Source organism: Shewanella maritima (genome assembly GCF_043643735.1).
GTDB classification, from domain to species: Bacteria; Pseudomonadota; Gammaproteobacteria; order Enterobacterales; family Shewanellaceae; genus Shewanella; species Shewanella maritima_A.
On record NZ_JBHZSM010000003.1, the window covers coordinates 138,122 to 155,824 of the forward strand.

A 17,703-nucleotide genomic window follows, 5' to 3' on the forward strand; every position below is an offset into this window, starting at 1 on the left:
ACTAAGTGGGTGCAATAATGGCTAAGTTTCAATTATCGCAGCGTGAGATTTCACTTCAAGGTGTGGCAAATGCGCCAGCATCATCGGGGTTAACCATGGTACTGTTTAATGCGGCAAGCTTTCAGTTAGTGTGGTGGCTTGGTGTGTTGTACGACAATCAATATTTATGGTTGTCAACGACTGTCATCGCTGTGCACGTGCTGCTATCAAAACAGAAACAGGTCGATGTCATTACTTTACTGGCTTGTGCAATCATAGGTATTAGTATTGATGGTATGCTGGTGTTATCAGGCGTTTTTCATTTCGCTCAATCTCCTATTTGGCTAATGTGTTTATGGTGTATCTTTGCTTTATCGCTTAATTACAGCCTAGCGGCCTTTAAACGTCTTCCCACTCTCCTCCAAGCTACGTTAGGAGGTGTTTTTGGTGCTTTGAGCTACATTGCAGGCGCCAAATTCGAAGCGGTATCATTTCCTCTGGATCTGTTTTTGACCAGTATTCTACTGTTTTTGATCTGGTCAGCCTTATTCCCCGTATTGTTATTTATCTCAAGTTGGGTAAGTCATCATTACATAGGGGAACAAAATGAAAGTGCATCAAGCGGGCGAGAGCGATAACCTCACAGCCTATCCACTTCGCTTAGTACATATCATATTGCTGAGTTCGGTTGCCTTATTCATGTCAGCTGCTTCAATCAAGGTTAATGCTAAACCTGTCGAACAGACATATTTATCGCATTTTAGTGTGGGCAGTGCTGATACTGACACTTTGCAAAAAGTGGGGCAGGCTGAAATGTCGTTAATGTGGTTTGATATCTACAGTGCGCAATTATTTTCGCGTAATGGCGAGTACCAAGATGAGCAATTGCCGGTCATCTTACACATTGAATATCACAGAGAAATAGATGCGCAAGATATTGTCGAGGCGACAGTGGAACAGTGGCTGCATTTAGGCCTCAATGAGCAATTCATTAACCAATACCAACACCACCTCACCCAAGCTTGGCCAGATATTTATCAAGGTGACACCTTAACCTTTAATGTTGATGCGAATGGGCATGGTCAATTTTTTTATAATGGCGCCTTGTATTATCAGGTAAGTGATATGCAGTTTAGTCAAACCTTTCTCGATATCTGGTTATCTGAAAACACCAGTCGTCCTAAGTTACGTCAATCATTAATTGGGTTGGTGAGCCATGATTACTAATAAATTAAGTATTAGTGGCTGGGTGATGAAAACAAGAGTGATAACAGCTTGGTTTATTCACACCAAAGCTAGATTATCCTTGTTACTGCGTAGTAGCCTGATATTGAGTTCGCTGCTGCTGTTGGCCTCTTGTTCAAGTGCCAGCATTGAAGATTATGCCGATACTAACCCTAAGCTTGATTTAGCGAGCTTTTTTGATGGTGAGTTATACGCAGCTGGCGTAGTAGAAGATTTTTCTGGCAAGGTTGTGCGCAAGTTTACGGTAAAGATGCAGGCGAGCTGGCAGGAGAATGAAGGCAAGTTAGAAGAGTGGTTTGTGTATGATGATGGTGAAAAGCAAACGCGTATTTGGTATATCACAGATTTAGGTGATGGTCAGTACAAAGGCAAAGCCGGTGATATTATTGGTGAGGCGACAGGGGTGGCCAAAGGCAGTGCCTTACGCTGGCGTTACGATATGCTGCTAACGGTGGATGACAGTGACTATCAAGTGCATTTTGATGATTGGATGTATCTTGTTGACGAAAATACCATCATCAACAAGAGTGACATCATCAAGTTTGGCTTAACTGTGGCTAAAGTCACCCTAGTGATTAGCAAGATACCAAAAGCGTAATGACTAGGATTACTTTATTATCAAACTGATAAGTTTTTAGCCTTTTAGCTTTGAATTATCAACCTGCTTTCGTTCGTAATAATCAAACGGGAATAGGTTGCGAATTTGCTGGACCAAATCTTCATGAATATTGGCGGAGACATGTAATCTCACATCACCTAATCGCTCTGCACGAATAGTACATGTCAATTTATGCTTCTTAGCTAAGCTCCGGCAATGACGTTCAAACGCTTCTGGAATTTTGCCTTTATGACGATTGAGGCGGCCGTCTTTGAAGTGCATTTCAAAAATCGTCAGTCCTTTTTTACTGCCAAAAATGAACTTGTAAATCAAAAATGCTGCAGCGGCCAGAAACAATACCTTTAACACAGTATCATTCATGATGTTTATCCCTAAAAAAGTATGATTACCTTTTAATAAGATACCTTTATATGAGCGAGGGTAAAGCCATATACATCATAAATTGTGCACTTGGTTGGTAATAATTTGTCTCAAAAAGTGCAATTTTGGTTATTTGTGATAATTTTAAAGCGTTGGCGGTTTTTACCGTTTTATGGAAAACAACTTATTCAAGGATGAAGCTATGGCTATTTCTAATGCGAAACGCTGGTCTGAAATTTGTGAGATGCAAGTAAACATACTCGAAGGGCTCAGACGTCAATTTCCGCAACGTGGCGAACAAATCGAAAATCTCGCTTGCCATTGGCAAGCACTCAAACACCAAGTGGACAATAACCCCTCGTGCATTGACCGCTCTTTGTTTAATGAGATGTTGCTTTAGCCATTCATGCAATAAAACAGCATGATGGTTGACCAAAATGTATTTCTAAATCTGCTGTAGCTGACTCAGCATGTGATATATTCTGCTTCATTGCCTAATTGCAAAGGAGTTGCTGTGCAGCTAGATTCTCACCCCCTTTTTCATCAACAGTGCTTTATTAATGGTCATTGGTGTGATGCCGACAACGGTGCTACTACACCAGTGGTAAACCCAGCTACAGGCGATATTATTGGCCATGCGCCAGCGTTAACACCTGAGCAGATACAAGCAGCCATTACTTCAGCACAACAGGCACAATTAGCTTGGCAGCAACAAACTGCAAAAGTGCGCAGTGAAAAGCTGTATAAATGGTATCAACTACTGGTTGAACATGCGCAAGACATCGCTTTTATTATTACCTGTGAACAAGGGAAACCCTTGGCTGAAGCTAAAGCCGAAGTGATGTATGCGGCATCTTATGTGCAGTGGTATGCAGAAGAAGCAAAGCGCATTTATGGCGAGCAAATACCAGCCCATCAAAGTGATTTATCAATCCATGTTTCTAAACAAGCAGTAGGTGTATGCGCTGCGATTACGCCGTGGAATTTCCCTGCGGCTATGATCACCCGTAAACTCGCACCCGCTTTGGCTGCAGGTTGCAGTATGTTGGTTAAACCTGCCCCGCAAACACCTTTTACCGCTTTTGCTCTGGCTAAGCTAGCCCATCAAGCGGGATTCCCAGCGGGCTTGGTTAACGTATTGACAGGCGATGCAAACATGCTGGGGCAATGTTTTACTGAAAGCCCCATTATTCGCAAAATTTCATTTACAGGCTCGACAGCGGTTGGGGTTAAACTCATGCAGCAATCTGCGCCGACGCTGAAGAAGTTATCGTTAGAGCTGGGTGGTAATGCGCCCTTTATTGTGTTGGCAGATGCTGATGTCGACCAAGCCGTAACAGGGTTAATGTTATCTAAATTTCGTAATAATGGCCAAACCTGCATTTGCGCTAATCGCATCTATGTCCATCAAAGCATCTATGCAGAGTTTGGTGAGAAACTTAGCCAAGCTGTGGCTAAATTGCATGTGGGCCGAGGCGATGACCCTAGGGTTACCACAGGGCCTTTGATTAATTTAGCCGCGGTAGAAAAAGTGCAGCAGCAAGTGGATGATGCGCTGAGTAAAGGTGCAAAATTAATTTGTGGTGGGCAGCGACATCAACTTGGTCGTCACTTTTATCAACCAACGATTCTCGCCAATGTGACTGCGCAAATGTTATGTACAAAACAAGAAACCTTTGGGCCTGTGGCACCGTTAATTGAGTTTGATAGCGTTGAAGATGTGATTAACCAGGCCAATGACACCGAGTTTGGTTTAGCAGCCTATGTATTTGGTGAAAATCGACAACAGCTAAATCATGTCGTTAATGCATTGGAGTACGGTATGGTGGGGATAAATACTGGGTTAATTTCTACTGAGGTTGCGCCCTTTGGCGGTATTAAATCATCTGGGTTTGGTCGTGAAGGTGGCAGGCAAGGGCTTGAAGAGTATTTAACGCTTAAGTACAAGTGTCATAAATACTAAATTAATGGCTATTTTCAGCTCAGTTTAAAACAGACATTGGACGCAATGGAATACTTGTGCATAATCACAATAACAGAAACATGAATATTTTTATTCAATGGTGACAATGACCTATGACTTTCCCTCTGATTGATTTATTAGCGTTTATTTGTTTTGTGGTGTGCTGGTTGGGTTACACTAACTTTTCAAAGCGCAAGGCAAAAACCACTGATTGTATTTCTCGTTGTTTACACATGCACCGGATCCATTGGATGAATCAACTTATTGGTCATGAGGTGAGGGTGGCTGAAGCCGCGCTAATGGCAAATATTGAACGCAATATTGCGTTCTTTGCTTCAACAACCTTACTGGTATTAGCGGGTGTGCTGACCTTATTTGCTCAGGTAGACAGGCTAGAAGAGGTGATTAACTCTATTCCACTGGCATCTGATCCTAACCATGCATTAGTGCAAGTGAAGTTAGGTGTGTTGGTCGGTATTTTTGTGATGGCTTTTTTCCAATTTACTTGGGCAATGCGTCAGTATGGATTCTTGAATGTAATGATTGGTGCTGCGCCAATTGATTTATCCAGTAGGAATGAAAACTTGTTTGCTTATGCCAGACAAATGGCCACAGTTGGCGATCAGGCAGCGCATTCATATAACTATGGTTTACGCTCTTATTATTTTTCAATGGCGGCATTATGTTGGTTTTGGAACCCCTATGCTTTCATCGTTGCTAGTATCTTGGTTGTTTATACCTTGTACCGACGTGAGTTTAAGTCCCGAGCGGTAAAAGCCTTTACCGCTGCTCAAAAACATTTAGAGATAGAAGCGAAGTCCAGAGGCATCGATTTTATTAAGTAAATCGACATTGACCTGTTTTTGTTATTCCTTACAGCTTGTACTAGATGAGCGAGCTAACTTTTTAGCGAGCTCATCAAGTATCATTTATCGCACCATTTGCTCACTAAACTAAGCTCGCGAGTTTGATGTGCCTGTATAAAATGAAATGCTATACGCACTTTCATGTTACTTTCGTACTTTATTCACTTGAATATCTAGAGAATACTTTTAGGCACAATGCGCCGCATTTTAACGCCAATCCGTTTTGATAACTCAACTTGATCATCTGGGTTAAAGTCTTGAGTGATCCGCCAAGCATTATCGGGTTTCATTTCCTCAATCATGAGATGTTTTACATCATCGGTGATATGTTCTGAATGGATGATTACCAAGCTTTCAGTGTTAAGGTGGGCACTGCGTGGGTCTAGATTATAAGTACCTATGACTGTAATTCCATTATCAATCGTCATGGTTTTAGCATGAAGACCAAATATCGGCGTAGAATCGAGGCGTTTGTGCATGTGCTCAGACATTACCTTCTGTCTAATTTTTGCATCAGGTTTAAATTCATATATTTCCACCCCTGTTTTTAATAGCGCTTTACGGTTACGTTGATAGCCGCTAAAAGCTTCTAGATTGTCATTGGACGCCAAACTGTTGGTGAGAATTTTAATACTAATGCCTTTATCCACTAACTGTTTTAAGAAGGTTCGGTCGTCTTTTGTCGTCACTAAATAGGGAGTTTGAATTAATATATTATTACTGGCAGATTGCGCTAATTCGATGAGTTTACTTCGGGTAATACTGCCACCACTTAAAAACGAGGTTTGATCATTTTTACCCGGTTCATCGGCGACATATTCCACATTATCTAAAAAGAGGAATTTTCCAGCTGCTATCAACTCATTAAACGTTTGCGGCACTTGTTCAATACCACGGCGAATATCGGGGTGAAAGTTTTCTGGATTACAGGCATAAGAATGTAGGGTGCTAAAATCTGGGTTACTCGTGTAGGGGTTATCGTCTACCAACTGCTGTACTGACACGCTAATGTTGCTGTTCCAATACTGTTCAAATGAAGTCTCAATGCTGCTTACCACTTTTCCTGCTAAAAATACGTCTCTATCCCTGAAGTTATAACTGTGGTCAAAACCAAAATACTCATCTGCGATATTTCGCCCGCCAGTGATCGCGATTTTACCATCGACCAGAAATATCTTATTGTGCATTCGCTGGTTAAAACCGTGAAAATCAGTGGTCAGGGCTGCAATTTTGTTGATGATGTTCTTGCCAATATTGGCGTTGGGATTGTAAATCTTAATGCTAATATTCTCATGGGCGGCAAGCATTAATAATTCATAGCCTTGTGCTTCAAGCATGATGTCATCAACTAATACCCTGACTTTTACACCGCGCTCTGCGGCTCTGACCAGATGGTCTGTGGCAATTAAACCAACATTATCAATTGAAAAAATAAAGTACTGTATATCAATGCTGTGCTCTGCGTGATCGGTCAGCCAAGCTCTCGACATCATGGCTTCTGTCCCTTGCTCAAGTACATAGACACCGGTTTGCTGCTTGAGCTTATTTTCAAAGGGTTCAATAAATGCGGAAAGTACGTTAGTTGTTTTACTGTCAAGCTGGTCACAATGATTGAGCGTTGATGACGGAACGCTATCTGTTGTCCCATTGCAGCCAGTGATGAGAAAGCTGCCTGTAATGAGCAAGAGACTGATACATACATGGTTAACTAAGCTAAATGGTTTCATGGTGACTTCGCACAAGAAAAGACTTGTGTCTAACATACTGAAATAATTTTATTTTGTCATGGGGTATAGCAAAGAGAGATAAATTGAAATAATCGGTTTTGCGCTAGTGACTAAAGTGATCACAGGCCAGTGTTTATATTGTTAATCTTCGAATGAGATGAGAAGGCATCATTGAGTTCATTTTGGCTGTTAAAGTTATATAACGCTGTATAAGAGATGATATATACAAGACTAAGCAACTAACGCCAGATATGAAAAAGCCGCTTAGATTTCTCTAAGCGGCTTATCAGAATTGGTGGCCCCTCCCAGACTCGAACTGGGGACCTGACGATTATGAGTCTGATTTTTAGCTAAACCTCAGTGAACCTTAATGCACTTCTATATATCTTGATTGTCACTTAAGCTCCTGATTTATAGTTGTTTAATTTTGCTTATCTTGTTCACTGTAATTCATCGCGTAACTTGGTTATACTTTCAATCTGCTACATATTTGCTACACAGGGAGTGGTATGGCTATCTTATCAAAAATTAATGCGACCTCGATAAAGAACTTAACTGTTGAAGATAAGCGGCTCAACGATACCGAGATTAAGGGCTTCCACGCTCGGATTTCAGCAAAGGGAGCTGTCTCCTATTATCTCTTCTATCGTCACAACGGCAAGCAGGTAAATTTCCTATTAGGCAAGGGCAATGCAATTACTCCTACTCAAGCTCGTGATATGGCTAAAGCCCAAGCAGGCAAGGTTGCATCAGGTGTTAATGTTCAGTCAGATAAAAAAGCAGCTAAAGCAAAAGAGTTAGCCAAAAAGTTTAATAAATTTTCAGTCTATGTCGAAGAGAAGTATCACCCTTGGCTCATTGCTAATAGCACTCGAACAGCCGACCAAATCAAAAGTGTTTTACTTAACAATTTTAAAGAACTCGCTGATATGCAGTTATCAGAGATTTCAGCATGGCACATTGAGCAATGGCGCTCTAAAGCCAAAAAGCTCAATAAAGCTGAAGCAACCATCAACTATAACGTGAACACCTTAAAAGGGGCTTTGAGTCGAGCTGTTGAGTGGGGAGTTATAGACTCTCATGAGTTAAGCAAAGTGAAGGCTTATAAGCTCGACAACAACAGAACTCGCTATCTAGACCCATTAGAAGAGAAAGCTCTGTTAAGTACATTGACCGAACGTGACAAGCTAATAAAGTTAAAGCGTTTGAGTGCTAATGAGCATAGACAAAAGCGCGGTTACCCGCAGCAACCATGCCTTAGCAGTCATACCTACGCAGATCACATCGAGCCAATTGTCATCCTTGCAATGAATACAGGTATGCGAAGAGGGGAGATTTTATCGCTCAAATGGTCGAACATAGATTTTTCAGTAAAAGTGTTAACGATTAAAGGTGAATCGGCAAAGTCTGGTAAAACTAGGCATATCCCACTAAACAATGCAGCCTTCAATGTGCTGACCAAATGGCGTGAGCAAAACCCGTTTACATCTTTTGTATTTGAAGGTAATGAAGGGAAGCCGTTAACCGATTTTAAAAAAGGGTTTGCTAAGGTGGTTGAAGATGCAGAGTTACAGGACTTTCATTTTCATGATTTGAGGCATCATTTTGCTAGTCAATTAGTGATGAAGAGTGTTGATCTAAACACGGTGAGAGAGTTACTTGGTCATGCAGATATGACGATGACATTAAGGTATGCTCACTTAGCACCAGAGCATAAAGCGGCAGCGGTAAACTTGATTGGTTAATACAAGTAAGGGAATGACTTGAAAGCATATTATCGACTATCAGAATTAAATGAAACTTGTGGGCTGTCTGATGCGGATATTCAGTATTTAAGCACAGATACCGAAGTATCATTTTGCCTATACTGCCAATCAACAGATGTGCTGATTGGCGGTTGGGTAAAGGGTAAGTTTAGCTGTTTCGGCCAAGCGAAGTATGCAGGGCTTATTTCAATGACCAAAAATCAGCAAACTGAATTGTTTGAAAAAAGCAAAATATATGTCGGCAGTTCGACCATATTGCAACAAAACAAAATTTCCCATTATTCGACCGACTACCCGTTCACTGTTGAGGTGCCAAATACCGTTATTGAAAAATGGTTAGCTACACCTTTTGATAAGATCCCTTTCGAATACATGCCTTTTTACTTTTATCCTCAAGAGCGTACCAGCATGTTAAAAGAGTTTGAGAACATGTGTAAGGGCGTAGCAAGTAGCAGGGATACATCAACGCCCTGTGAGCCTCCAAAGCCACTTAAGAAAGAGTTATTTCATCATAGCCAGAGCTTTACGCTAGATGATGCCTGCATCACTTCAGAAGAGCTTAAGAAAGCTAATAGCTATTTTTCACGCAATATTCGGAACAATTTAGAAGATGATGAGCCCAAACAGCTCGCGAATTCAACTCAAAAAAATAGTCGCCCTATAGACCTTTTATTGCAGACGATGCTTGAGCAATACCCTGATGAGCAAGCAAGTCAGATTTGGAATCGGCTAGGAGAAGATATTTTGAATGATCCTAGACAGTTTGATACTGACGAAATTATTGATGAAATTGGTAATGATATATTGTACTGGTTCGACATAAAGTCTGAGCTTAAACAGATGAAGAAAAAGAGCTTTTATAATTTAATACGAGAACTGAAAAAAACTTTGTCCTAGCAGTCCTAGAAGGACTCCTAGGACTAGAAACGCCTTTTATTGTCCTCCATGAACTTAAACGTACATGGAGGCAAACATGCCAACAGCAATACCCACCGCAGAAACCAAACGCGCACTATCTGAAATAGAAACAGCCGAATATATCGGTATGAGTCGTTCCTTCCTACGTCAGTCGCGTATGGAAGGTAATCGCGATAATAGAACCCCAGCCCCACCATTTATCAAAATTGGTCGAGCAGTTCGCTATCTTAAAGAAGATTTAGACCAGTGGCTTGATAGTTTTTATCGCATGGAACACTTAGGGCAGAGTGCCATAGGTGGTAAACATGCCTAAGTTAACAAAGGAGCAAAATCGATTTTTAATTTGGCTTTCATTAAATGGCAATCACTTTGAAATTTGCCGTGAAGTAGGCAATTCATACCGAAAAACAAATGGGTTAGACCGCTACGTTAGCAAGCATGGCCAGCGATATAAGTTTGATATGCGAACACTCACTAAACTTGTTAAAGAGGGATTAGTTACCAGTGAGATAGTATTTCCTTTTGGCATTAAGTATGAGCATTACTTTTTGACTGAGCAAGGAGCTAATTACCTATCTAAACTCAGGTTTGGAGCTTGCTCAAATGGATAAGTTTCGAAGGAGTAATCTTGTTAAGGCAATGGATAGTGGTGATGAGGTTCTATCACCCTATTTGTCTAAAGTGGAAAGTGCTGATGCAGCTTTTATTTCTAGGAGACTTGCGCTTTTTCCTAATTTGATAAAAAGAACAATATTAGAGGAAGCATTTGCTAAACCAACGCCCTATCTTAGAAATCGTCATATTCTAGACACTACCTCACAGTTGTTTAAGCTTTTACCGAAAAAGTTAGCGCATATGTTTTTTGGTTTTGATGACGATATAAATCTCAAAGCCAAAGAGTGTGCTGAATATTGCAGGCGTATTGTGATAGACCCTAGTGCCGTTCAATTTATCAGCATTCATCATCAAGCGCTCGATGAAACTAAATTTTATATAAATAGCAAAGTTAATCTTGGAAGCGTGCCAGAAACACTCGGTAGTGACACCGAACAGCTTCTTGCATTTAACCTAATTCATCCCGAAAAATACGGGAATGATACCGAATTACTTCACGCAATTGACCAAATCCATCCCGAACAATGCGGGAATGATACCGAATTGCTTCCTGCAATTGACCAAATCCATCCCGAACAATGCGGGAATGATGCCGGATTGCTTCCTGCAATTGACCAAGTCCATCCCGAGAAATGCGGGAATGATGCCGGATTGCTTCCTGCAATTGACCAAAGTCAGATAAAAGATTGCTCTGCTGATACAAAGGAGTTGATTGCAGATTTAACTTCGAAGCAACAGCAAACATTGTATGAGTTTCTATCTAGGTACATTGAGTCATTTGGTCTTAACCGGTTAGATCTGAATCAATCGATGAAAATATCAGGTTGTATAAAACGGTATTCAGATAAGCGCTGGTGGCTAAAGAAGTTTCGTAAAGTTATTACTCAGGCCAATGAAAAGGCAGCATTACACCTCAATTTTGTTAATAGTAAGAGACAGATTTACGCTAGTAATATCACAACTAAGAACCGAATAACTCAACGGTTGAGAAATGAAGAATTATTGAGTTCTAGCATCATCGTTAACGATGCAGGGCAGAGTTACACATTAAAGGAGGTATCAGACCTAAATGTGTCTAATCCAAAAATCAGAAAAGATGAGCTGATTTGCCGTGCTAGAGGCTTTGAAAACTTGGCTAAAGATGAGGGGCATGAGGCGTTATTTATTACCATTACATGTCCTTCAAAGTATCATCGAGCCTTTTCAAAATCAGGTGCCCCTAATCCCAAATGGGAAGGGTTAATGCCAGATGAAGCCAATGCCTATTTAAATCATCAATGGCAAAAAACACGAGCTGAATTTAAGCGAAATGATATCAATCCATATGGCTTTCGTGTGGTTGAGCCACAGCATGACGGAACACCTCATTGGCATATGTTATTTTTTATTGAAGCTGAAAAGCTTGATGCAATGCAAGATATTATCCGTCATTACGCCTTAGAGGTTGATGGTGACGAAAAGGGCGCTTTAGAGAACCGGTGTGACTTTAAAAAAATTGACCCGAGTAAAGGTTCAGCCACTGGTTACATCCTAAAATACATCGTTAAAAATATTGATGGTGAAGGTTTAGGTGAAGACCAATTTGGCAATGATTCACTTTTAGTCGCTCAACGTATTGATGCGTGGGCTTCTTGCTGGTGTATTCGTCAATTTCAGCAAATTGGTGGTGCTAGCGTATCGGTTTGGCGTGAACTGAGGAGACTACGTGAAAAGCTATTTAACACCGATACGGAAAATAATACATCAGTGTTAGAGCAAGCAAGGTTTGCAGCGGATAACAGTGATTGGCAAGCTTACACGACTGCTATGGGCGGCATTTCAATTAATCTAAAAGATAGACCTATCAAATTGCATTATGAGCTCAACGTTGATGAACAAACGGGTGAATGTTTACCTAGTTATTATGATGGTGAGCTTACCACTAAAATTAAGGGACTGTGGTTCGCTGGGCAAGCGATTGCCACAAGGCTTTATCAATGGAGGGTACAAAAAGCATAAGCGGTTTAATAAGGCGGCTAGACGCAATGTCTAATGCTTTAAACTCATGCTTTAAATTACAGTAATATCTACCATCACAAAGCTTCTTTTTTAGCTTCAAAAGCAACAACCATCCTGTAAACCTACTTTAATCCCACGATTTATCATTAGACAGAATGGCTAAAGTGCTTTTACTTGGAGTTCTGTAAATAACTGTACTAATAAAATTTAGAATATACGATTTTAAGATTTTTGATATAAATTAACCATTACTAGACTATGGTTATTGCCTAAATTGATAGAATCGTTGAGAATCTAAAATTGTATAAAAATAAGTCCGTGAAGTTCACAAATCATTATTTATGAATAAAGGAGCATATATTGGCACTTCCTAAATATAAAGATATAGTTGACCTAATTAAAAAGGGATCAACATTAGAAGCCCAAGAGCGTATTCTTGAGTTGCGTGAAGCAGCGTTAGAGCTACAAGAAGAAAACTTAGAGCTAAGAGAAGTGAATGCCAAATTACAAAAAAGGCTAGCTACCAATGAGTCGTTAAAATTTGAAAGTGGTCTTTATTGGCTTATTGAAAATGATAATCGGGATGGTCCGTTTTGTCCCAAATGTAAAGATACTAAAGACCAAATGGTTAGAATGCATAAAGATGATGATGGGTGGTGGTGTTACACCTGTAATCTGGGGTTTGGTACTACGTCGTACACATAAATGTTACTAAATAAAGGCAAGACAAAGCTCGTGATTTTCATTATCTAAAGCAATAATATTACCTTTATTTAAGAGACCAAAATTAGTGTTCCACTAATCTAGTGTCAAATAGGAATGGAAGCCTGTGAAAAAAATTGATTTGCATATTCATACCGTAAGCACTCCTAGTGACAGGAGGTTTAATTTTAGTATTGATCGGTTGAAGTGGTATGTTACAGAAGGAAACCTAGATGCTATTGCTATTACCAATCATAATATGTTCGATTTGGAGCAGTTTCGCACAATCCAACAGCAAATTAAGATCAAGGTATTTCCGGGTATCGAAATTGATATTGAAGATACACACGTTTTAGTCATAGCGGAAGATAATCTAAACGATTTTAAAGCTCGTTGCGATAAAATCACTGCTCTAATACCTAACGAATACACCTCAATTACATTTGAAGAGTTCCAAGCAGTATTTACAGATTTATCAAAGTACTTGTTGATTCCTCACTATAAGAAGTCTCCTGAAGTAAAAGAAGAGACACTCATTAAGCTTTCTGATTTTGTCACAGCGGGAGAAGTTACTAGCCCTAGGAAGTTTACTCACTGCATAAAAGACCATGCTGCTCTAGTTCCTGTATGTTTTAGTGACTTACGTATAGAAGAAAACCTCAAGGTTATTCCATCGAGACAAACTTATATAGACATCGGCGATATTACTCTTAAAGCTTTAAAAGTTGCACTATCGGATAAGCATAAAGTGCATTTATCAAAAGAAGAGGGGCACCAGTTTTTTGAGGCTTTAAACAATGGCCTGAAGATGTCTACTGGGTTAAATGTTGTCCTAGGAGAAAGATCAACTGGTAAGTCACACACTCTGAATCTAATTTCGGAACAAAATAGCACTGACGATATACGAGTTAAGTACGTTAAGCAATTTTCTCTATTGCAGATAGATGAAGATGATGAAAGAGAGTTCTCAAAAAACCTATCCACAAGTCAGTCAAGAATTACCGAAGACTACCTAAAAGAGTTTAAAGTATCAGTTGATTTGATGAGAGATGTTGACCTTTGCCAGTCAAATCGAGAGCTCAACGACTTTGTGAGCTCTCTACTTAATCACGCAAAGGAATCCCATAAACTTGACTCTTTTGCCAAGGCAAGGCTCTTTTCAGAATCAAACTTTACTGTCGATGATTTGGAGTCACTGAATGCATTGGTTATTGCAGCAATGACTTTAGCTAATAACTCTGGCTACAAGGCTATTGTGAATAGACATATTTCAATCGATAGCCTAAAGAATTTAGTCATCGACTTAATAAACGAATATAACAAAAACAGAGAGCTGGAGCTTAAGAAGTCATTTGTGAATGACCTTGTGGACAATATCAAGAGTGAGTTAAAGCTGCACACAGCTGCCGCTCCTATTAGTGAGGTCAACTTATACAAATTTGCTCTCGATCAAAGGAAAGTTGATAAGTTTGATACCCTGTGCAAAGTCATTCAACAAGATAAAGAGTTTTTGCGTAAAGACATACAAGGTTTTTCAAAGGTTGCAAGAAGGAGCGGATTTGCTAACGCTCGTAATGTTGGTGCAGTACTAGGAAAACAGATAGCGTTTTCCAATGCCTTCTCTCATTATGGTACCAGTGGTTTTGCTTATCTTGAAGAACTTCGAAAAATCGAAGCTCTGGCTGAAACTGATTATCACAAGCTTTTCGTAGAAATTAGCTATGATATTTTAAATTCTTCTGGCTATAAGGTATCCGGTGGCGAGCGTTCGGAATACAGACTGCTACAAGAAATAAGTGATGCTAGCCAGTTTGACTTGCTGCTTATTGATGAGCCTGAGTCTTCTTTTGACAATAGATTCCTGTTTAGAAAAGTTAATAACCTTATAAAAGAAATGTCTAGTTTTATGCCTGTGATTCTCGTGACACACAACAGTACCGTTGGCGCATCTATTAAGCCTGACTATTTGATTTATACGTACAGGAGAATTGTTGAAGGTACAGTTAAGTACGAGTTATATACAGGACATCCAACAGATAAAGTACTAGTCGGACTTGATGGTACAGAAATAAATAATCACACGGTATTGCTTGATTGTTTAGAGGCAGGTAGCGAACCATATTTAGCAAGAAGGAGAAAGTATGAAGTGCTTGAAGATCGATAGTAGCAAGGGCTTTTATTCATTGGATGGGGCGATTTGGAAACCACTCGATGAAATTTCTAAAGAAGATATACTAGTCATTGTAAACAAATGCTTAGAAGACAGCTTTGAGATGGATGATCCATCAGAGGTCACAGTGCATAACAAAGCACACGAAATAATCTACAAGAGCCTCTATGCAAAATTTGTAGAACTAAATAGTCAACGTTCTAGATTTAAGGATGAAAGCGAGAATCTATTCAAAGAGTCGCTAGCAAAATATAGCGAGTAGTTGGCCTAATAGCTTACTATCACCGTTCAAATAACTCTGCTACTTGGAGCTTTCCATATAACATTTAGTTGTCTTTCTTGAAATGTAAGAAACGAGTGAATTTGAAAACTATATTGAGCAGTTTAAGATAAGTGGTATTTCTAAGCATGAATTTGATACTAAAGGTCGATATCTGCTACATATTTGCTACACAGAACTCCAGATACGAAAAAGCCGTAGCGGTTACTAACCTGCTACGGCTTATCTGAATTGGTGGCCCCTCACAGACTTGAACTGTGGACCTGACGATTATGAGTCGTATGCTCTAACCAACTGAGCTAAGGGGCCGACTTAAGACAGTCGTCACTATCAAAAGCGCAAAAGAGTATACGAAGTTTATTGGGGCTTGTCACCTGCGTTTTACATTGAAATTTGATTTTCATTGTTGATTGCTTATCTGTTGTACAAACAACGCATTATTTGTGCTGGTGTCGCGATGAGTGATTAGCTCATATTAGACAACACGTATAAAAAAACCTGCCGAAGCAGGTTTTTATACGCATTCTAGTAAAAGTTATTCGTCTAGGAATGACTTCAGAATTTCAGAGCGAGAAGGGTGACGTAGCTTACGCAACGCTTTTGCTTCAATCTGACGAATACGTTCACGAGTCACGTCGAACTGCTTACCCACTTCTTCAAGTGTGTGGTCAGTGTTCATGTCGATACCAAAACGCATACGCAATACTTTTGCTTCACGTGCAGTTAAGCCTGCTAGTACTTCGTGAGTGGCATTACGTAGACTTTCACCTGTGGCTGAGTCTAATGGCAGCTCAAGGGTGGTATCTTCGATGAAATCACCTAAGTGCGAATCTTCATCATCACCGATTGGCGTTTCCATCGAGATAGGCTCTTTAGCAATCTTCAATACCTTGCGGATTTTATCCTCTGGCATCATCATGCGCTCAGCTAGCTCTTCTGGAGATGGCTCACGACCCATTTCTTGTAGCATTTGACGAGAGATACGGTTTAGCTTGTTGATCGTCTCAATCATGTGTACTGGAATACGGATAGTACGTGCTTGGTCAGCAATCGAGCGAGTAATCGCCTGACGGATCCACCAAGTTGCGTAAGTCGAGAACTTATAACCACGGCGGTATTCGAACTTATCTACGGCTTTCATTAGACCAATGTTACCTTCTTGAATTAAATCCAAGAACTGTAGGCCACGGTTGGTGTACTTTTTAGCAATAGAGATAACTAGACGTAAGTTAGCTTCAACCATTTCTTTTTTCGCACGGCGGGCTTTCGCTTCACCGATAGACATACGACGGTTGATGTCTTTAATGCCTGCAATCGTTAAATCAGTTTCTTCTTCAATTGCAGTTAACTTAGTCACGCAGCGTTCAACATCTAGTTCAACCATGCGAAGGCCTTCTGCATAAGGCTTGTTGCTGGTCTTTTCAGCTTCAAACCACGCTAGGCTAGTTTCGTTGCTGGTGAATGCCTTGACGAAGTTTTTCTTCGGCATTTTAGCTTGTTCAACACACAGTTTCAGGATTAGACGCTCTTGTACACGAACGCGATCCATCATGGTGCGCATGCTTTTCACTAGGCGATCAAACTGCTTAGGTACTAGGCGGAATTCTTTAAATAGTTCACCAATAACGAATAGTGAACCAATTGACTCAGGGTGATCACGGCCTTTTTTTGCAATAATTGCTAAGCTTTTTTCGTATGCTTCACGTAGTTGCGTAAACTTCTCTTTGGCTTCTTCAGGACACGGACCTTTTGGACCTTCTTCCTCGTCATCATCGTCATCGTCGCCATCATCGTCTTCGTCATCAAGCTCTTCGTCTGAAAGCTCAGAACCTACGTGAGTAGCAGTTGGGGCAACATCATCTTCGTCAGGATTGACAAATCCAGAGATAATATCAGACAAGCGAATTTCATCAGCTTCATACTGGTCAAATTGCTCTAAGATCATAGCAATTGCTTGTGGGTATTCACTCACTGAGCATTGAACGGTATTAATACCTTCTTCAATGCGCTTAGCAATTACAATTTCGCCTTCGCGGGTCAGTAGCTCAACAGTACCCATTTCGCGCATGTACATACGTACAGGGTCAGTGGTACGGCCTAATTCACTCTCTACTGTTGCAAGGGCGGCAGCAGCTTCTTCTGCTGCATCTTCGTCTGTGCTGTCTTCCGACATCATCATGTCATCGGCATCAGGTGCTTCTTCAAACACGCGGATACCCATGTCATTTATCATCTGGATAATATCTTCAATCTGGTCAGAATCGACCATGTCTGCAGGTAAGTGGTCATTCACTTCTGCATAGGTTAAATAACCTTGCTCTTTACCTTTAGCGAGCAACAGTTTGAGTTGCGACTGCGGAGTGTGATCCATAGATATCATCCAAGTTTGGGTAACTGAAAAACGAATGCAAACTTAAGCGTGTTAAGTTTTATGCGAATCGTCCATTATAGCTGTGGGAGCAAGTCATAGCTAGTCCACAACCTTGTTTGAGCGC

The 17,703-nt window shown here is 40.4% G+C and carries 17 protein-coding genes and 1 tRNA gene; 14 read left to right on the forward strand and 4 right to left on the reverse strand.

What is annotated here, in order from left to right; all coding sequences use genetic code 11:
• Window positions 1-17: 17 nt before the first annotated feature.
• Genes ACHUGF_RS04820 through ACHUGF_RS04830 form a run of 3 tightly spaced genes read left to right on the forward strand, consistent with a single transcriptional unit; the run spans window position 18 to window position 1,822 of the window.
• The gene (locus tag ACHUGF_RS04820; protein WP_394129651.1) at window positions 18-617 is read left to right on the forward strand and encodes a DUF2878 domain-containing protein; all 600 of its coding nucleotides are present in this window, start codon (window positions 18-20) and stop codon (window positions 615-617) included.
• Complete coding sequence (locus tag ACHUGF_RS04825) at window positions 586-1,206, forward strand: chalcone isomerase family protein (protein ID WP_394129652.1); 621 nt, start codon at window positions 586-588, stop codon at window positions 1,204-1,206. Before ACHUGF_RS04820 ends, ACHUGF_RS04825 begins: the two co-directional genes overlap by 32 nt.
• Entirely contained in the window at window positions 1,196-1,822 is a 627-nt protein-coding gene (locus ACHUGF_RS04830) for a DUF3833 domain-containing protein (RefSeq protein WP_394129653.1), read from the forward strand. The genes ACHUGF_RS04825 and ACHUGF_RS04830 overlap by 11 nt, the downstream gene beginning before the upstream one ends.
• Before the next feature lie 36 nt (window positions 1,823-1,858).
• On the opposite strand, the gene ACHUGF_RS04835 is transcribed toward ACHUGF_RS04830, so the two are convergent.
• A complete protein-coding gene (locus tag ACHUGF_RS04835) occupies window positions 1,859-2,203 on the reverse strand; it encodes a DUF3634 family protein (RefSeq protein WP_394129654.1) in 345 nt (114 codons plus the stop codon).
• Window positions 2,204-2,405: 202 nt separating this feature from the next.
• On the opposite strand from ACHUGF_RS04835, the gene ACHUGF_RS04840 reads away from it, so the two are divergent.
• From ACHUGF_RS04840 to ACHUGF_RS04850, 3 genes are all read left to right on the forward strand, one after another.
• Window positions 2,406-2,603, forward strand: coding sequence for a hypothetical protein (locus ACHUGF_RS04840; RefSeq protein WP_394129655.1), 198 nt, complete (start codon window positions 2,406-2,408; stop codon window positions 2,601-2,603).
• A 114-nt stretch (window positions 2,604-2,717) separates the two neighbouring features.
• Window positions 2,718-4,166 carry an NAD-dependent succinate-semialdehyde dehydrogenase gene (locus ACHUGF_RS04845; protein WP_394129656.1) on the forward strand — a complete coding sequence of 483 codons (1,449 nt, stop codon included), beginning with the start codon at window positions 2,718-2,720 and terminating at the stop codon, window positions 4,164-4,166.
• 113 nt (window positions 4,167-4,279) lie between these two features.
• Window positions 4,280-5,011, forward strand: coding sequence for a DUF599 domain-containing protein (locus tag ACHUGF_RS04850; protein ID WP_394129657.1), 732 nt, complete (start codon window positions 4,280-4,282; stop codon window positions 5,009-5,011).
• 194 nt (window positions 5,012-5,205) lie between these two features.
• On the opposite strand, the gene ACHUGF_RS04855 is transcribed toward ACHUGF_RS04850, so the two are convergent.
• Complete coding sequence (locus ACHUGF_RS04855) at window positions 5,206-6,759, reverse strand: phospholipase D family protein (RefSeq protein ID WP_394129658.1); 1,554 nt, start codon at window positions 6,757-6,759, stop codon at window positions 5,206-5,208.
• A gap of 509 nt (window positions 6,760-7,268) precedes the next feature.
• On the opposite strand from ACHUGF_RS04855, the gene ACHUGF_RS04860 reads away from it, so the two are divergent.
• The 8 genes from ACHUGF_RS04860 (at window position 7,269) to ACHUGF_RS04895 (ending at window position 15,190) form a co-directional block, all read left to right on the forward strand.
• Window positions 7,269-8,504: a site-specific integrase gene (locus ACHUGF_RS04860; protein WP_238102565.1), complete on the forward strand. Its 1,236-nt coding sequence runs from the start codon at window positions 7,269-7,271 to the stop codon at window positions 8,502-8,504.
• An 18-nt stretch (window positions 8,505-8,522) separates the two neighbouring features.
• Window positions 8,523-9,422, forward strand: a complete 900-nt coding sequence (locus tag ACHUGF_RS04865; RefSeq protein WP_394129659.1) for a hypothetical protein — start codon at window positions 8,523-8,525, stop codon at window positions 9,420-9,422.
• A 76-nt stretch (window positions 9,423-9,498) separates the two neighbouring features.
• On the forward strand, window positions 9,499-9,756 hold the full coding sequence (locus ACHUGF_RS04870; protein ID WP_238102567.1) for a helix-turn-helix transcriptional regulator: 258 nt from the start codon (window positions 9,499-9,501) through the stop codon (window positions 9,754-9,756).
• Window positions 9,749-10,054, forward strand: coding sequence for a hypothetical protein (locus tag ACHUGF_RS04875; RefSeq protein ID WP_394129660.1), 306 nt, complete (start codon window positions 9,749-9,751; stop codon window positions 10,052-10,054). The genes ACHUGF_RS04870 and ACHUGF_RS04875 overlap by 8 nt, the downstream gene beginning before the upstream one ends.
• Entirely contained in the window at window positions 10,047-12,056 is a 2,010-nt protein-coding gene (locus ACHUGF_RS04880) for a replication endonuclease (protein WP_394129661.1), read from the forward strand. Before ACHUGF_RS04875 ends, ACHUGF_RS04880 begins: the two co-directional genes overlap by 8 nt.
• A gap of 360 nt (window positions 12,057-12,416) precedes the next feature.
• Window positions 12,417-12,761 carry a hypothetical protein gene (locus tag ACHUGF_RS04885; RefSeq protein ID WP_394129662.1) on the forward strand — a complete coding sequence of 115 codons (345 nt, stop codon included), beginning with the start codon at window positions 12,417-12,419 and terminating at the stop codon, window positions 12,759-12,761.
• Window positions 12,762-12,885: 124 nt separating this feature from the next.
• The gene (locus tag ACHUGF_RS04890; RefSeq protein ID WP_394129663.1) at window positions 12,886-14,922 is read left to right on the forward strand and encodes a PHP domain-containing protein; all 2,037 of its coding nucleotides are present in this window, start codon (window positions 12,886-12,888) and stop codon (window positions 14,920-14,922) included.
• Window positions 14,900-15,190, forward strand: coding sequence for a hypothetical protein (locus tag ACHUGF_RS04895; protein ID WP_394129664.1), 291 nt, complete (start codon window positions 14,900-14,902; stop codon window positions 15,188-15,190). Before ACHUGF_RS04890 ends, ACHUGF_RS04895 begins: the two co-directional genes overlap by 23 nt.
• 250 nt (window positions 15,191-15,440) lie before the next feature.
• On the opposite strand, the gene ACHUGF_RS04900 is transcribed toward ACHUGF_RS04895, so the two are convergent.
• Window positions 15,441-15,517: transfer RNA gene (locus ACHUGF_RS04900), tRNA-Ile, on the reverse strand.
• 226 nt (window positions 15,518-15,743) lie between these two features.
• Window positions 15,744-17,579: an RNA polymerase sigma factor RpoD gene (gene rpoD / locus ACHUGF_RS04905; RefSeq protein ID WP_394129665.1), complete on the reverse strand. Its 1,836-nt coding sequence runs from the start codon at window positions 17,577-17,579 to the stop codon at window positions 15,744-15,746.
• Window positions 17,580-17,703 lie beyond the last annotated feature (124 nt).

Coding starts and splice junctions, on each gene's coding strand:
- ACHUGF_RS04825 (WP_394129652.1), top strand. CDS start 586: ATGAAAGTGCATCAAGCGGGCGAGAGCGATAACCTCACAGCCTATCCA.
- ACHUGF_RS04830 (WP_394129653.1), top strand. CDS start 1,196: ATGATTACTAATAAATTAAGTATTAGTGGCTGGGTGATGAAAACAAGA.
- rpoD (WP_394129665.1), bottom strand. CDS start 17,579: ATGGATCACACTCCGCAGTCGCAACTCAAACTGTTGCTCGCTAAAGGT.
- ACHUGF_RS04895 (WP_394129664.1), top strand. CDS start 14,900: ATGAAGTGCTTGAAGATCGATAGTAGCAAGGGCTTTTATTCATTGGAT.
- ACHUGF_RS04840 (WP_394129655.1), top strand. CDS start 2,406: ATGGCTATTTCTAATGCGAAACGCTGGTCTGAAATTTGTGAGATGCAA.
- ACHUGF_RS04850 (WP_394129657.1), top strand. CDS start 4,280: ATGACTTTCCCTCTGATTGATTTATTAGCGTTTATTTGTTTTGTGGTG.
- ACHUGF_RS04820 (WP_394129651.1), top strand. CDS start 18: ATGGCTAAGTTTCAATTATCGCAGCGTGAGATTTCACTTCAAGGTGTG.
- ACHUGF_RS04880 (WP_394129661.1), top strand. CDS start 10,047: ATGGATAAGTTTCGAAGGAGTAATCTTGTTAAGGCAATGGATAGTGGT.
- ACHUGF_RS04835 (WP_394129654.1), bottom strand. CDS start 2,203: ATGAATGATACTGTGTTAAAGGTATTGTTTCTGGCCGCTGCAGCATTT.
- ACHUGF_RS04875 (WP_394129660.1), top strand. CDS start 9,749: ATGCCTAAGTTAACAAAGGAGCAAAATCGATTTTTAATTTGGCTTTCA.
- ACHUGF_RS04855 (WP_394129658.1), bottom strand. CDS start 6,759: ATGAAACCATTTAGCTTAGTTAACCATGTATGTATCAGTCTCTTGCTC.
- ACHUGF_RS04860 (WP_238102565.1), top strand. CDS start 7,269: ATGGCTATCTTATCAAAAATTAATGCGACCTCGATAAAGAACTTAACT.
- ACHUGF_RS04870 (WP_238102567.1), top strand. CDS start 9,499: ATGCCAACAGCAATACCCACCGCAGAAACCAAACGCGCACTATCTGAA.